Origin of the sequence: Psychrobacter fozii (genome assembly GCF_003217155.1) — a bacterium.
Classification (GTDB): domain Bacteria; phylum Pseudomonadota; class Gammaproteobacteria; order Pseudomonadales; family Moraxellaceae; genus Psychrobacter; species Psychrobacter fozii.
Window position 1 is genome coordinate 224,180 of record NZ_QJSU01000006.1, and the last position, 16,864, is coordinate 241,043.

General features: G+C 42.6%; 8 protein-coding genes. 6 read left to right on the forward strand and 2 right to left on the reverse strand.

Going from position 1 to position 16,864, the window contains the following annotated elements; genetic code table 11:
* Window positions 1-132: 132 nt before the first annotated feature.
* Together DFP82_RS09560 and DFP82_RS09565 are read left to right on the forward strand one after the other, a co-directional pair.
* Entirely contained in the window at window positions 133-1,749 is a 1,617-nt protein-coding gene (locus DFP82_RS09560; RefSeq protein WP_245905695.1) for an exonuclease SbcCD subunit D C-terminal domain-containing protein, read from the forward strand.
* 106 nt (window positions 1,750-1,855) lie between these two features.
* Window positions 1,856-5,782, forward strand: a complete 3,927-nt coding sequence (locus DFP82_RS09565) for an AAA family ATPase (RefSeq protein ID WP_110923506.1) — start codon at window positions 1,856-1,858, stop codon at window positions 5,780-5,782.
* Between the two features lie 169 nt (window positions 5,783-5,951).
* Here DFP82_RS09565 and DFP82_RS09570 read toward each other — a convergent pair whose 3' ends face one another.
* Window positions 5,952-10,799 (reverse strand): NAD-glutamate dehydrogenase, encoded by a 4,848-nt coding sequence (locus DFP82_RS09570; RefSeq protein ID WP_110923507.1) that lies wholly within the window; start codon window positions 10,797-10,799, stop codon window positions 5,952-5,954.
* A gap of 471 nt (window positions 10,800-11,270) precedes the next feature.
* On the opposite strand from DFP82_RS09570, the gene purD reads away from it, so the two are divergent.
* Complete coding sequence (gene purD / locus DFP82_RS09575) at window positions 11,271-12,602, forward strand: phosphoribosylamine--glycine ligase (protein ID WP_110923539.1); 1,332 nt, start codon at window positions 11,271-11,273, stop codon at window positions 12,600-12,602.
* Window positions 12,603-12,939: 337 nt separating this feature from the next.
* The gene (locus DFP82_RS09580) at window positions 12,940-14,334 is read left to right on the forward strand and encodes an ABC1 kinase family protein (protein ID WP_110923508.1); all 1,395 of its coding nucleotides are present in this window, start codon (window positions 12,940-12,942) and stop codon (window positions 14,332-14,334) included.
* 139 nt (window positions 14,335-14,473) lie between these two features.
* Here the strand turns inward: DFP82_RS09580 and DFP82_RS09585 are convergent, their stop codons facing one another.
* Complete coding sequence (locus tag DFP82_RS09585; RefSeq protein ID WP_110923509.1) at window positions 14,474-15,151, reverse strand: class I SAM-dependent methyltransferase; 678 nt, start codon at window positions 15,149-15,151, stop codon at window positions 14,474-14,476.
* Between the two features lie 191 nt (window positions 15,152-15,342).
* On the opposite strand from DFP82_RS09585, the gene DFP82_RS09590 reads away from it, so the two are divergent.
* Window positions 15,343-15,534 (forward strand): DNA gyrase inhibitor YacG, encoded by a 192-nt coding sequence (locus DFP82_RS09590; RefSeq protein ID WP_110923510.1) that lies wholly within the window; start codon window positions 15,343-15,345, stop codon window positions 15,532-15,534.
* A 47-nt stretch (window positions 15,535-15,581) separates the two neighbouring features.
* A complete protein-coding gene (locus tag DFP82_RS09595) occupies window positions 15,582-16,763 on the forward strand; it encodes an aspartate aminotransferase family protein (protein WP_110923511.1) in 1,182 nt (393 codons plus the stop codon).
* Window positions 16,764-16,864: the final 101 nt, after the last annotated feature.

Genomic DNA, 16,864 nt, shown 5'->3' on the forward strand with positions numbered 1-16,864 from the left:
CTTTCAACAATAAAGAGCTCTATCGATAATAATATATTGGTAGGGCTCTTTTTTTAACGCATTCCAACAGCGCAAACCACAACAAATCTTGCTAGAATGACAGCTTCCCATTAACTGTCCTTAAGTGCAATTATGTCTACACCTGCCACTTCCAATTCAATGCCCGCTCGACCATTAACCATCCTACACACCTCAGATTGGCATTTGGGTCGTAGGCTCTATGGTCGCATGCGCTATGAGGAATTCGAGGCGTTTTTGAGCTGGCTTGAAGAGACAATTAGCACGCAAAAAGTCGATGTATTAATCGTTGCTGGTGATATATTTGATACCATGACGCCAAGTAACAGAGCTCAAGCGTTGTATTTTGAGTTTTTAGGTAGAGTGTCAAAATCATGCTGTCAGCACGTGGTGATAGTCGCAGGCAATCACGACTCCCCTACTTTTTTAGATGCCCCCAGTCAGGTGCTTAAGTTCTTAAACGTTCATGTGATTGGCACTGCTTGTGACGATTTGACCAACGAAGTATTGGTTTTGGACAATGTAGATGGTACGCCGCATTGTATTATCGCAGCCGTTCCTTACTTGCGTGACCGCGATGTGCGTAGTAGTAGCGCTGGCGAGTCCGCGGATAGCAAAGATGCCAATGTCATAAAAGGTATTCGTGCACACTATGATGAAGTGGCTAGCATTGTAAAATCCAAGCAATCTGAGCTTGTTGAAATGTATCAGCGGCATATTCCTATCATTGCGACAGGGCATCTATTTGCAGCTGGCGGCACCACAACTGATGATGACGGCGTACGCGAGCTTTATGTCGGCTCATTGGGTAAAATCTCTGCCGAGATGTTCGATGAAAGCTTTGATTATGTTGCGCTTGGTCATTTGCACGTGCCGCAGCGGGTCGGTGGTCGTGAGCATATTCGCTATTCAGGCTCCCCTATTGCCATGGGTTTTGGAGAGGCCAAGCAACAAAAACAAGTATTGCTAGTAAAGTTTGGTACCACAGATAACTTCGATAATGAAGTCTTAGGGGTAAACGTTACGCCTGATAGTAATACCTCTCAGCTTATCAATACAACCTCTAATGTTAAAACGACCAAGATTGAAAAGTCAGTAGAAAAAACCGTTAAAAAAGTGGCTATTCAGGCAACGCCTTTTATGGATGACTTGTTTGGTTTTGATGAGCCATCGGCCAATGAGAATGATGATGATGAGATTGTAAAAACTACTGTTACAGAGAACCCTCCTGCTCAGCAAGACCTAGATAATCAATCAGTGCCTACTTATGCTGCCACTACCGATAAAATACTGCATCGCGATAATTTGAATCAAATGCAAGTAGTCTCTTTACCCATTCCAAAATTTCAAAAATTGGCACAAGTTTCAGGTGACTTAGTGTCTATTCATCAGGCTATTGATAAAGCCATTCAATCACTTGGTTCAAAAGAGTCCGTTTGGCTAGAAATTATTTATACCGGTGATGATATTGTTAGTGAATTACGTGAGCATATTCAGGCCATGGTAGAAGGCTTGCCATGTGAGGTATTAAAAATTAAGAATACTCAAACTTATAATAAAGTCCTTAACCAACAGAAAACCTCTGAGACGTTACAAGACTTAAATGAAGAAGAAGTATTTGAGCGTTGCTTAACTGCACATAGTATTCCTGATGAGCAAAAGTTAACCTTGCGTGATGCCTACGATCAAATCGTCTACAACCTGCGTCATGCAGATAGCCATGCCGAATAATATAAGTTATTCAACATACATAGCTTCTAACTTTTAATTACTAATAACTGATGCCTTTAGCTTTTTCACCTTTTAACATTGCCCTATATCAAAATAAGACCTGCCCATGCGACTGATTGAACTGCGACTCAAAAATTTAAATTCATTGAAAGGCGAATGGCACATTGATTTTAGCGATCCCGCTTTTCTCAATGAAGGGATTTTTGCTATTACTGGGCAAACAGGTGCTGGCAAGACCACCATATTAGATGCCGTTTGCTTAGCGCTATACAGTCAAACGCCAAGATTGGGTGATATTACGGGTTCAACGAATGAGATAATGACCCAAGGTACGGGCGAATGCTCAGCAGAAGTTATCATCGAGATAAATTCCAAACGCTATCTATGCTATTGGTATCAACATCGTGCCCACAAAAAAGCTAAGGGTAACTTATTACCCATTAAGCATGAGATTACTGATGTTGAAACAGGCGCTATTTTAGAAGAAAAGAAATCTAAAACATCCGCTTATATCCAAGACCTAATCGGCATGGATTTTAATCAATTTACCCGTTCCATTATGTTGGCACAAGGCAGTTTTGCCGCATTTTTGAAGTCTGATATTGGTGATAGAGCCGCTATTTTAGAAAAAATAACGGGTACGGCCATCTATGCCAAAATATCGTTAAACGTGCACGAGAAAAAACGCTCCGAGGAAGAAGTGCTTGGCAATTTACAAGCAGGCGTTAATAGCTTATCCCTATTAAATATTGAAGATGAAAAACGACTGGCTACAGAGTTAGACACTCTGAATCAACAGCAAATCAAACAACGACAAACATTCAAAACCCTGAGTGAACAACTACAGTGGCTGGATAGCGTCTATCAACTACAACAAAACCTCTCGGTTTATCAGACTGAGTTCGCAACAGCGCAACAGGCACAGAAAGACTTTATCCCAGAAGCACAACGCTTAAATATTGCGACTAAAGCCTTAGAGATTGACAGCCAGTTTCGTGCGCTGTGCTATAGCCGAGAGATGGTCAGTAGATTGGATGCTGAACAACAGGAATTGCTTAATAAGATTCCGGCACAGCAAGAAGCGCTCGGGCAAGCTTCTATTCATCTAAATGAGGCGAATACTTTTGAAAAAAACGCCATAGATAACTTACAAACCGCTTTACCCATTATTAAGAAGGTGCGTGAATTAGATGCTGATATACAACAGCAAGCTCATGTTTTATCACATGACAATCAACGTAAAGGCGTACTGGTTAATAATACTCAACAATTACGTCAAGAAATAGCTAGCCATAAACAAACAAAGCAGGATACTAAGACTCAATTTGACAGTATCGAAAAATATTTTAATGACTATCCAGAGGTAAACGATCTCGATACAGATACGGCAACCTTTGATAGCAGCTGTAGCCGATTAAAGGCATTGCTAGAAGACAATGTGCGCTTAGCTGCCAATAAACGAACACATGACCATCAAGCCAGCCAACTACAAGCAAGTTTCGATCAACTGTCTAAGCAGCAAAACGCTGATACGTCATTAATAACACAACAGCGTGAGCAACTTGCCAGCGTACGACAGCAGCAAGCAGCACTCATCCAAAAACAATCGCTGGCTAGTATGCGTCGTGATCAAGAACATGTTGATCAAATTAATAACCAAACTGAGCAGGCTCGCTTCAAGTTACAACGACTGTCTGAACTTACTAGCCAAATAAAAACAACCACGCTTTCGCTACCAACACTTAGCCAAGCGTTAACGAATTTAGAAGAACTGATTACCAGTCATCAATCAGACATTCAAAATGTTAAGCTCAAACGACAAGATAAACAAGAACATCTAAATCTATTACAGAAAGTCGCTAAGCTTGAAGACTATATAACAGAACTACAAGACGGATCGCCCTGCCCACTTTGTGGTGCTCACGAACATCCTTATGGTAAACATAAACACCATCCGTTATTAGACAATCATATCGACGACAATGCCGACCAAAGCCAACTGTCTAAAACACAAAAGATTCAGCAGGAAATTTCGGCACTAGAAACTGTTATAGACAATCTTGAGCAGACATTATCAAAACACCGTCTTGAGCATGCCACAAAGAAAGAAACGCTTAATAACCAACAGCAGCAATTAGCGCCGTTACAGCAAGAGACAGATACCTTATCTACTGATATTCAGGTTTATCTGGCCTCATTATTTGATGATAAAAATAGTTACTCTGAATCCATTGTGGCACTCATTCATCCGCTTACTCAAATTACGGATAACGTCAATGGTTCGATTGACGTAGACAACTCTCTATCTTTATTGGATGCCGCCAAACACAATCTGATTGATTATAAGCAGTCTCTACAAACCATGATGGGCCAATACGATGTGCTGACACAACGTATGGCACATATGAGTACCACAATCGAAACCGATGAAAAGCATCAACAAGTACTTATTCGCGACATCAGTAATTTGGCAACTGATATTAAGCTTAATGCACAGAAAATTGAGAGTATTGAAGAAAGTATCGCTGCCAACTTCTCTGAATTAGCACCTATTATGACCACTGTTACATCTCTAGCGCATAAATACCCTATAGAGAACCATAAAGAGTATTTATCAATAGCTGTTAATGCAGCAGACATCAATGGTGCACTCAAACAACTGAATGTTGGGGTTACTGAGCAGACCATAATAGACAACTCAGACTATGACCTTCATATCGAAAGACTCCGTCAACAGCGTGGCGCCCTAAGTCAGTTAAAGCAACATTACCATGAGCAAAAAAATAAACAACAGCAGCTAACCAATACGATAAGCGGCTTAACAGCACAGATTGAAGCCAAACAAGCACAGCTTACCAATGACGAAAAATCGCTCGAAGAATTAGAGCGCTTAACTACTAATAAAACCAATACTATCGAGCAATTAAAGAAAGACAGAAAAGAGATTTTTGCAGATAAAGAGGTAGATGCTGAGGAGACTCAATTACGAAGTGCGGTCGATAAAGCTCAAACCAGTAAGGTAACGGCACAAAGGCAGCTAGATACCATTCAGCAGACATTAGAACAATTAAAGGTTAGACAGCAACAGCTAGCAACAGAGCTACAATCTGCAACTGGTACGCTCAATACGCAACAAAGTGAGTTTTCTGATTTACTATCAGAATCACAGTTCGCCGACGAAGCTGCTTTTGTCAGTGCACGCCTACCTAAAGAAGCGCGCGAAGCACTACACATACGTAAATCGACTATCGACAATGCCTTGCAACAGATGCAGTCACAGCTAGATAGTACTCAGCAATTATTAGCAAAAAAACTTGCTGCTCCTATGACAGATAAGGATAGAGAAACGCTTGCTGGCGAGTATCATCAAATACAGACAGATATTGATCAACTCAGTCAGCAGATAGGTGCAATTGACCAAAAACTCAAAGATAACGACAATCAAAAAGGCGAACAAGTAGCACAACTCGTGGCTATCGATGAGCAAAAACAGAAGCTACAAGTTTGGCAGCAGCTACATACGCTAATTGGGTCAGCTGATGGTAAAAAATATCGTACCTTTGCTCAAGGGTTGACGTTTGAAGTTATGATTAGTCATGCCAATACGCAATTGCAACAGATGAGTGACCGTTACCTACTCATCCATGACGACCACAATCCGCTTGAGCTTAATGTGATTGATAACTATCAGGGTGGCGATGTTCGTAGTACTAAAAATCTTTCTGGTGGCGAAGGCTTTATTATTAGTTTGGCACTCGCATTGGGGCTATCGCAAATGGCCAGTCACAATATTCGCGTAGATTCGCTATTTTTGGATGAAGGCTTCGGCACACTGGATGAAGAGTCACTTGATATTGCCCTCGATACATTAACGAGCTTACAACAGGAAGGTAAGTTAATTGGTATTATCTCCCACGTGCAGGCACTAAAAGACCGTATCTTAACCCAAATTAAGGTTGAAAAAATCTCTGGCGGCTTTAGCCAAATTAGCGGTCAAGGCTGTCAGAGAATTGTCGGTGAAAAAGCCTCGTAAGTTAATCCATTTTTCAATAATAGAGTTTCAGTAATCAAGATGTAAGTACTCTGGTTTTTATTTAATCAGACAATAAAAAACCACCGTTAATTAATAACGGTGGTTTTTTTGAAACAGTATTTTATTCAGTCAGCGACTTATTTAATCGCTCATTTAGTTACTTAGTTAATCACTTAGTGACTAAACCACTCAGCTCACTCATCAACACGGATAGTGTAGACAGGCTGATTTGACTGTCTGCATCATTAGCATGAAGCTGATCTAGCTTGCTCATCTCTGATGTGACAGATTCCAGATGATCTAAGTGACGTGAGCGCCACTCGCCAAACGCTTGTTTCGCATCCGGTTTAGATAATATGGCATCCATCAACAGACGCAAGCTACGTGACAGCTCATTCATCAATGCATGGCGTGCACGACGATCCCAGTAATCTTGCTGTGGTAAAGTGGCGATGTTGTCCATCATCCAGTCTAACTGCAAGACATGATAGGCTTCGAAGTATAGCGTTGCAATCTCATCAACAGGACGCTCGTACAGCTCTGCCAACAGCGCAGCATCGAGTGCATCCACATGATAAGGTAGCATAGCAAACAACGCAGCATCGCTATTAGACAGGTCTTCCTGCATCAGGCTGGTCGTATCTTCTTGCAAGTACGCTGCAAATTGTTGCTCAATGAAACCACCTGGTTTCGTTAGCTTTTCAACACTATCACTAAATCGGCTAATCATGTCAGCAACTTGTAAGTCTTGACCAAAGGCATTGATAAACCAAACAACACCGCTCTCAAGTGCATCACGTAGACGTAGCTCAAGGTTCAGCAGTAACTTAGCATCGACCTGATTGTCCAACGACTCAAGCGTTTTCCAAGCTTTTGACACATCAAAGACATCACGGCTAATCGCATAGCCACGCACGATGGTGGCTAGTGATTGATCGGTCTCTTCGAACAGACGGAACAGTGCTTCGATACCCAAACGGTTGACCACGCTATTGGTCAGATAAGTACTGATAATCTCACGATGTAAGCGATGCTCTGTCATCTCATCAAAGAAGCGTGACGCTAGCTCATCAGGGAAGTACTTACGCAGCTCGTTGATGAAGTATGGGTCATCTGGCAAATCAGAAGACAATAAGTTGTCATACACCCACATCTTACCGTAAGCCATCACGACGGCTAGCTCAGGATTGGTCAGGCCAGCATTCGCTTTTTGACGTTTGGCAATCTCTTCATCTGATGGTAGATATTCGATTGCACGGTCGAGACGTCCTTCGCCTTCTAGCATCTGAATAAAGCGTTGATGATCGCTTAGGTTCGCTGATGCACGAATGTGGCTCAGTTCAATCGCTTGAGGCTGTAGGTAGTTTTGGCGTAGTACCAATTCTGCCACGTTGTCGGTCATGCTCTCTAGCAGCTCATTACGCTGCTTTAAGGTCATGTCACCTTGCTCAACCACTTTACCCAATAAGATTTTGATATTGACTTCGTGATCCGAGCAGTTAACACCGCCTGAGTTGTCAATGGCATCCGTATAAATGCGTCCGCCCGTTTGAGCGTATTCAATACGGCCTTGCTGCGTGAAGCCTAAGTTACCGCCTTCACCAATCACCGCACAGCGAAGCTCATTGCCGTCGATACGTAGTGCGTCATTCGCACGGTCACCGACATCAGCATGAGTCTCATTAGCACTTTTGACATAAGTACCGATACCACCGTTCCAGATGAGATCAACAGGCGATTTCAATAACGCACTGATTAAATCATTGGGTGCGAGACTGTCTTCGTGAATATCAAAGATTTCTTTCATCTCGGCACTGATAGCAATTTTTTTGTCTTGGCGTGAGAATATACCACCACCTTGGCTGATTAATGAGGTTTCATAATCTGCCCATGATGAGCGTGGTAACTCAAACAAACGTGCGCGCTCGGCATAAGAGGCCGCAGTGTCTGGATTAGGATCAATGAAGATGTGCAGATGGTTAAAGGCAGCAACCAGCTTGGTATGCGTTGATAGCAGCATACCGTTACCGAATACATCACCACTCATATCACCAATACCGACGACAGTGAAGTCATCACGGTTTTGGATGTCCATACCGCGCATACGGAAGTGACGTTTGACTGATTCCCAACCACCACGTGCAGTGATACCCATCGCTTTATGGTCATAACCTACTGAGCCACCTGAAGCAAAGGCATCATCAAGCCAGAAATTGTACTCTGCTGCTAAGGCGTTGGCGATGTCAGAGAAAGTCGCTGTACCTTTATCTGCAGCAACAACCAAGTATGGATCGTCTTCATCATGTCTGACCGTATTGGCTGGCGGGACAATCACGCCGTCTACGATGTTGTCTGTAACATCGAGCATACCGCGCAAGAACGTCTGATAACAAGCGATACCTTCCGCTTGGAATGCTTCACGACCATCCGCCATGGTTTTGGTTTTGACGATGAAGCCGCCTTTTGAACCAACAGGCACAATCACTGCGTTTTTCACCATCTGTGCTTTGACTAGGCCCAATACTTCGGTACGGAAATCTTCCATACGATCTGACCAACGCAAACCACCACGGGCAACTTTGCCACCACGTAAATGGACAGCTTCAACACGCGGTGAGTATACAAATATCTCAAACATCGGTTTAGGCTTAGGCAAGTTAGGAATATCTGCTGCCAAAAACTTAAACGACAAACGATCTTTACGCTGACCATCGGTATCAGTCTGGTAGAAGTTGGTACGTACCATGGCATTGATTAAGTCTAAGTACCAACGCAGGATACGGTCTTCATCGAGACTGTCTACATCTGCTAGTGCCGCGATAACTTTTTCTTGCACCTGAGCCGTTTGCTGTGCGCGCTCATCTTCATTGTATTTCGGATTCATACGAGCATCAAACAGGCTGACCAGTGCTACACTGATATCGCTGTTTTTTACCACAGTTTGTTGAATGTAATTACTAGAGAATGGTGCGCGGGCTTGCATCATATAGCGTGATAGCGCTCGTAATAATACCACCCCATAAGTATCCAAGTTGGTCGTTAATACCAATTCGTTAAAGGAATCACTTTCAACTTTTCCGGCCCAAATCTGCTTGAGACTGTCTTCGAACTGACCGCGTACCACTTGCATATTAACGGTATCGACATGTTCTAGCGTCAGCTCATACTCTTGCATCCAAATCGGCTGCTCTGGCAAGTCGAACTCATAGGTCTGTGCTGAAATAACCGACACACCAAAGTTTTCAAGAATTGGCAGGACTTTGGATAAAATGACAGGCTGCTCACGACCGTAGAGTTTTAGATGCAACTGGTTGCTTGCATCACCCGTTGATTGGTACAAGTGCCAAATCATTGGTTTATCGGCGGTTAGTTTGGCCAAACGCTTGGTATCTTCAACCGCAGTACGGCTATCAAAACGCTCTTGATAAGCAGCCGGAATATAGTTTAAGAAGCGACGGTTTAGGGCATTGGCTTCTTGTTCACCAACATTGTCGAGCAATACTTTTTGATAGCCATCACTCCATGACTGCATCAACTCGGATAACTTAGCCTCAAGTACAAACGTATCAACCTCATTTACTTGACCTGGTACAGTACGAACATGCACATGCACACGAGCATGTTCAGATTCATTGAACTCAGTTGTGAATCCTGAAGAGGTTCCACCATAAGCCTCTTTTAGCACGTCTTGTACTTTAATACGCAGCTCAGTGTTGAACTTGTCACGTGGGATATAAACCAAGCAGGAAACAAAGCGCTGATAATGATCGACACGACTGAACAGACGCAAGCTCTTTTTGTCTTGTAATTGGCTGATACCTGAAACGATTGGATATAACTCTTCAACGCTGGCTTGAAACAGATCATCACGCGGTAACGTATTAATCACATGCATCATTTTATGATGGGCATGACCATCACGTGGTAATTCTGCCATCGCCATGATTTGATTGGCTTTTTCACGTAATAATGGTATTTGCTGCACGGTAAGCTGATACGCTTGTGATGTCAGTAGACCGATGAATCGATATTCACCAACCAATTTACCGTTATCGTCAAACTTATGAATACCCAAAAAGTCCATATATACAGGACGATGCACAGGTGATACACGGCTTGATTTAGAAAGCATCAATACGCGTGGTTCAGTCAGTAATTGCTTTAACACTTTAGGCAACTGGCTAAAGCTTTGTGACAATTTGTCTTCTTCACCACCGCGTAATAAACCGAGACCACTATTGCCAATGGCAAATAAATCTAAATCCACAGAGTTAGTATCAACTTCAACAGATTGTCCACCCTCTAGGCGATATTCACGATAACCCAAGAATATAAAATGATCGTCTAATACCCAATCGATAAACGCTTGTATTTCTTGATGGGAATAAAAGACTTCTGGTAACTGTTTTTGGGACAGCTCATCTTTGATATGCGTCAACTGTTCTCGCATTTCAGCCCAATCACCGACGACCGTATCTAGCGTATCAATTTTTGATCGTAGCATCTGCTGTAATGCGTCCAAGCTTTTACTGTCTTGATAAGCAATTTCGCAATGAATCAAAGACAAATGAGAGGTGGCGCTTTCATTGGCACTTTCAATATGCGTAATATCACCATTATCATCACGCTCAACATTGATGATGATATTGTAAGTACGATGAATATCGATGCCTTCCGCTTCCAGGCTCATCAAAATTGTGTCAACTAAAAAGGGTCTGTCATAAGCCACAATTTGAATAACGGTGTGCGAGCTGTGAAAATGCTGCTCTTCCGCTCTAGGGTTGAGCACAGTCAGTTGTGGTCTACTGCGATCATAAGCTTTGAGCAAAGTGAAATGATGTAACGCCATGCCTGCCAAATCAGCATTACTGATGGCTTTTGCCGTTTCTTGGTGGAGCGGCTGGTAATAGCTATGAATAAAATGGTCAAACAACGACTTATCTTTTTGTACATAACTGGTCGCAATATCGCTTATCTGACTGATTCGCTCTGTTGCGATACTAAGAGAGTTTGGCATGTTCTTTATCCTTTTTTATAGATCTGGTCTATCTATTATTTATTTGAGTTTATTAATGAGTAACATCACTGGCAGCGCATGAATATATTGAATACTATTGATGCCGCGAGGCAGTATAGCCATTTATACAAATTATTCTAATTTTTTCTTACTTTTTTGAGTTTTTCTCCTATATTTACTACTATATTTCGATGACATGCAGCAATCAGGATATAACGCCATTAATCTAGTGAAGTGTAACGCAACTAGGGCGCTAGCTGAAGTGTGCAACATCATTTCATGAATCAGCAACATGTCGATAACATTTGCTAATGAGATAAAAGTATACTTTTGCTTGTCTTTGTTATTGATTGGCTGCTGGCAAGTGATACTCATGGTAATCAGTACGACTTTTTTGTTAGAATATGCCGGTATATTTGAGAGTGTGTGACTAACTCATTATTAATTTTAATGCTAAGGGCGAGACGTATGATGAATATTTTGGTAATCGGTTCAGGTGGTCGCGAACACGCGCTGGCATGGCAGTGTGCAAAAGACGATAAAGTCAATAATATCTACATCGCTCCTGGTAATGCTGGTACTGCACTCGAACCTAAATGCCAAAACGTAATCTTAGAATCTACTGATGATAACGCTAGCGAACATAGCGCAGTAATAGCGTTTTGCCAAAATAATGATATCGACATGGTCATCGTTGGACCAGAAGCACCTTTGGTGACTGGTATCGTTGATGCATGTCGTGATGCTGGCATCAAAGCATGGGGGCCGACAGCATATTGTGCACAATTAGAAGGCTCAAAGACCTTTGCTAAAGAATTTATGGCGCAAAACAATATCCCAACGGCTGCTTATCAAGGCTTCACAGATGCGACAGCAGCCAAATCTTATATCGATGAGCAAGGTGCCCCAATCGTTATCAAAGCTGATGGTTTAGCTGCTGGTAAAGGTGTCATCGTTGCTGAAACGATCGAACAAGCACATGATGCCATCGACGACATGCTAGCAGACAATAAATTTGGTGATGCAGGTAGCCGTGTGGTTATCGAGCAGTTTTTACAGGGCGAAGAAGCCAGCTTTATTTGCATGGTTGATGGCGATAACATCTTACCGATGGCAACCAGTCAAGATCATAAGCGTGCTTTTGAAGGTGACACAGGGCCAAACACAGGTGGTATGGGCGCATACTCTCCTGCACCAGTTGTTACTCAGGATGTACATGACAAAGTAATGAGTCAAGTCATTCAGCCAGTGGTTGATGCCATGAAAGATGCTGGTCATCCTTATACCGGCTTCTTGTATGCTGGTCTTATGATTGATGAAGCAGGCGATCCTTATGTGATCGAATTCAACTGCCGCTTCGGCGATCCAGAGACACAGCCTATCCTCATGCGTTTGCAGTCATCAATGGTAGACTTGGTCGCACAAGGATTGGCCGGTCAATTGCCTAGTGATGCTAAATGGGATGCCCGCCCTGCTCTCGGTATCGTTGTTGCGTCTAAAGGCTATCCAGAAACATCTTCAAAAGGTGACGTTATCGCTGGCTTGCCAAAGTTAGATAGCAATAATGACAATGCCGTTAAGGTATTCCATGCGGGTACGGCTTTTTCTAACCCTGACGAAGCCAGCACTGAGAATGAAGTGGTGACCAATGGTGGCCGTGTGTTATGCGTGACTGCGCTAGCAGACAATATCGCTGATGCTCAACAAGCTGCATTGGCCGTAACAGGTGCGATTAGTTTTGATGGTGCACAGTATCGTCGTGATATTGGTCATCATGCCATTGCTCGCGAAAATGCTCAGTAAATTCATTACCGTAAAATCAGTTAGCCATTTAACTGAGTAAGATCCTTCTATTCTATTATTCGACCTAGCAACACGCTAGGTCTTATTTTTTGATACAGTTTCATTTTCTGAACAGCAGTAGTTATTGGTATATTCCTACAAAGTGACACCCAATAATTTAGCAAAAATTAAATGTTAACATAAGTATCAAAGAGGCTATTCAACCTTAGTATTATCAACAGACTCATCAACCAGATATGCTTTATATGATACAATTTTACCCCTATGCATCGTATCTCCCTTGTATTGTAGGTTCCTAACCCACAAATCAATACCAACCGGATGAATGATTATATTTATGGCAAATGATACGTCTAAACCTTCTAGCAATAAGCAATCAATCGATAACTTAAAAACCTCAGGGTTTGAGCGTCGAATGTCGATTGCCAAAACTTCCTTAAACATTGGTCGTCGTTGGGCAGGTAATAGCGTGTCTGGCATGTTTTTGAATAAAGAGACGCGTACAGCGCGTAACCAAGCTTTTATGGAAGAACAAGCAAATTACCTTGCATCAGAGCTCGGTAAGCTAAAAGGTTCTGTCGTAAAAATTGGCCAAATGCTGGCGATTTATGGTGAGCACATTTTGCCACCTGAAATCACGCGCGCGCTCCAAACCCTAAACGATGATACGGCCACGTTGTCATGGCCAACGATAGAGCTTACATTACGTCAGTTGTTGGGTAAAAAGTTAGATGAACTAGAAGTTGACACTGTCCCTATTGGCACTGCCTCACTTGCCCAAGTACACCGAGCAACAGTCATCGAGACTGGCGAGCAAGTAGTACTAAAAATCCAATATCCAGGTGTGGCCGATGCTATCAACTCCGACCTTTCTCTATTCAAGCAATTATTGAAAGTCAGCAACATCGTTCCACAAACTCGCTCACTCGATGCGTGGTTCGAAGAGATACGTGACCTACTCCATCATGAAGTCGATTATGAAGCAGAAGCATCAACCACAGAACGTTTTTATGAGCGCCTAAGCAACGATCCGCGTTATGTCGTTCCTAAGATTAACCGCAGTTATTCAAAAAAGCGTTTATTGTGCATGTCTTATGAGCCAGGTATCACAGTTGTATCTGATGCCCTACAATTACTCCCTCATGAGCGCCGTAATGCCATTGGTCAAGCTGCTATCGAAATCATGATGCAAGAGATTTTTGTTTGGGGTGAAATGCAGACAGATCCAAACTTTGGTAACTATCTAGTTCGAGTCAGTGATGATAAAGATGGTATCGATAAATTAGTCTTACTAGATTTTGGTGCGATTCGCCAGTTTGATAATAACTTGTTAACCATTGCCCACGGCTTGTTAAAAGCTGGCTATCGTCATAATCATCAAGCGATGAAGCTAGCAATGACTGGTTATGATTTCTTTGATAGCATGAGTGGCAAAGTACGTTCCGATATCGCCTCGCTATTTCTGTTGGCGACAGAGCCATTCAGTGATCCAGCGATGAATCCTGATATTCCGTCCGACTGTCTAGATGAAGGCAACCGCTATATTTGGGCGAATAGTAAGCTGCACTCGCGCCTTTCTACAGAAGCAACGCGAGCAATGCAGTCTTTCGAATTTAATCTACCACCGAAAGAATTTATGTTTATCAGCCGTAAATTCATCGGAGCTTATACTTTTTTGACAGTTTTGGATGCTTATACCGATTCTAATAAGCTCGTTAAACCCTATTTATAGTATCGAATAATTACCCATTTTTTGGCCGTCTTTTAGTGACGGCTCTATTTTTGATTGATTTTATTTGCTTAGGCTATTTTATATTTGTTAGTTCTGACTATTCCAGTCCCTCTTCATATTCATATTATTTTTACTTAGGCTATTTATCTTCGCTTATATGGCCTACTTGCCATTCATCAAACCTTGTTTTATACCCTTCTGGCTTACGCATGTTCAGCTCCCAACATGTTTCTCCACGCGCTAGATACTTCACTTCAAAATGTGTACGCTGGCTGTCAGTCGCTACTGTATATCGAGTGTTTGGTAAGCACCATACCTTGGTTGCCTGCCGCTCTGCATTATCCATATACGCTTCTATATTGGTTACAAGTATTACTTCGCCGTTTACCTGCAAGCGTGATAATAAAAACTCAAAAAATGGCATATTTAACCACTGTTGATTGGGATTATGCTGTTCAGGATTGGGATAAAGAATAAATATTTTTGCCAAACTGTTCGGCTTGATAGCGTGCACCGTCCATGCAATGGCATCAGCATGAATCGCATCTAGGTTCGGTGAAGCTTGTATTGCTGCCAGTTTGGCAAATGCTTCGAATTTGTTGCGTGTACGCTCAATTGCTATTAAATGCTTATCAGCATTTCGTACTGCAAAACCAAGCGCATGCTTGCCCTTCCCTGCACCAATCTCTAATAATAAGGGCAGATTATTTTTGTTTTCACCAATGATGCTTGGCAAGATAAAGTCACGCGGTGCTGAGAGTCTCTGTGGTTGAAATGCACGCTCTTGCTGATGCGTAAGCTCGATATTGTCAGTCATTTACTATCCTTAAAGTATTTGTCTTTTGCCATTATTCGGCTGCATGCTATTATATAGTCAATCCACTGCAATAGTAATATGACGACAGCTAGCAATGCTAAAACTGTCTATTAATCATCATGTAGGCGAACCTACTAACTGTCATTCACTATTAATAATTCAAATAAATCGAGGATGCTTTCACTCTTATTATGACTGACCCTACCCCCAACACACCACCCAAGACCTATCCGTGCCCACGCTGCGGCACCCAAACAGCATGGCAGGATAATAAATATAAGCCGTTTTGTAGTAGTCAATGCAAACTTATTGACTTAGGTTCATGGGCAAATGAAGACTACACTTTGCCTGCGGAAACCACGCCATTCTCTGACGAGCTATAACCAATCACTTTTCTTTTTACTCACTGTTCCTCTTAAGGATGTTTTATATGTCTGCTACTTATCTGATGCCCACTTATAACCGCCAGCCAATCAACTTTACGCGTGGTTCGGGCAGTTGGTTATATACCAAAGATGATACTCCTTATTTAGACGCACTGACTGGCATTGCTGTCTGCGGATTGGGCCATTGCCATCCACAGGTGACCGACGCCATTCAACAGCAAGCAGCGACCCTAGTGCATACCAGTAATCTATTCGGTATTGACTGGCAAGAGCGTGCAGGAGAGATTCTGTGCACGGCAGCTCAAATGGATAGCGTATTTTTTGCTAATAGTGGCGCTGAAGCAAACGAGGCGGCATTAAAACTGGCAAGACTATACGCACATAAACAAGGCTTTAAACGTCCAAAAGTTATCGTAATGGAACAATCATTTCACGGTCGTACCTTACTGTCACTGTCTGCTACTGCCAATCCAAAGGCGCGTGAAGGCTTTTATACATTGGATGATGACTTTATTCGTGTTCCATTTGGTGATATCTCAGCCATTAAGCAAGCGGCACAAGACCATGATGACATTTGCGCTATCTTTGTAGAGCCTATTCAAGGTGAAGGTGGTTTGAACACCGCTGCCAACGGGTTTACGTATCTTGAAGAGATACAAGCAGAGTGTGAAGCTAACAACTGGCTATTTATGTTAGATGAAGTACAGACAGGTAACGGCCGTACTGGTAAGTATTTCGCTTATCAACACAGCAATGCGCGTCCTGATGTATTGACAACAGCTAAAGGATTAGGCAATGGTTTCCCAGTGGGAGCCTGTATGGTACGTGGACGTGCTAATGGTTTATTTGGTGCAGGTAGCCACGGCTCAACGTATGGTGGCACGCCATTAGCAAGCCGCGTGGTGCATACTGTCTATGATGTACTCGGCAACAGTGACATAATGGAAAATGCAGTTACTGAAGGGCTATTCATTCGAGAGACATTAGTCGATGCACTGGGACAACACGGCGTGAGCAGTCGCGGTGCAGGGATGATGATTGGTATCGCCTTGCCTGAAGACATGGATTGTAGTCAGCTCGTAGATCGTGCACGTGATGAGCAAAAGCTAATCATCAACGTCACTGGTGGCCATGTGATACGTTTGCTACCGCCGCTGAATATGAGCCGAGATGAGAGCACACAAGTGGTTGAACGCTTGGTTGATTTATTACAACCGTCTTTTTAGAGTGTGACTGATAAATACCATAGTTAATTCACAACAGTCTAGATATGTGTAAATCAAATTAGCGAAAGCACTATAGATGGCAGACTAAACGATAGCATTTT

What these genes read in the sequence shown, in the direction of transcription:
- purD (WP_110923539.1), top strand. Translation starts at nt 11,271, where the DNA reads ATGAATATTTTGGTAATCGGTTCAGGTGGTCGCGAACACGCGCTGGCA.
- DFP82_RS09570 (WP_110923507.1), bottom strand. Translation starts at nt 10,799, where the DNA reads ATGCCAAACTCTCTTAGTATCGCAACAGAGCGAATCAGTCAGATAAGC.
- DFP82_RS09585 (WP_110923509.1), bottom strand. Translation starts at nt 15,151, where the DNA reads ATGACTGACAATATCGAGCTTACGCATCAGCAAGAGCGTGCATTTCAA.
- DFP82_RS09565 (WP_110923506.1), top strand. Translation starts at nt 1,856, where the DNA reads ATGCGACTGATTGAACTGCGACTCAAAAATTTAAATTCATTGAAAGGC.
- DFP82_RS09590 (WP_110923510.1), top strand. Translation starts at nt 15,343, where the DNA reads ATGACTGACCCTACCCCCAACACACCACCCAAGACCTATCCGTGCCCA.
- DFP82_RS09580 (WP_110923508.1), top strand. Translation starts at nt 12,940, where the DNA reads ATGGCAAATGATACGTCTAAACCTTCTAGCAATAAGCAATCAATCGAT.
- DFP82_RS09560 (WP_245905695.1), top strand. Translation starts at nt 133, where the DNA reads ATGTCTACACCTGCCACTTCCAATTCAATGCCCGCTCGACCATTAACC.
- DFP82_RS09595 (WP_110923511.1), top strand. Translation starts at nt 15,582, where the DNA reads ATGTCTGCTACTTATCTGATGCCCACTTATAACCGCCAGCCAATCAAC.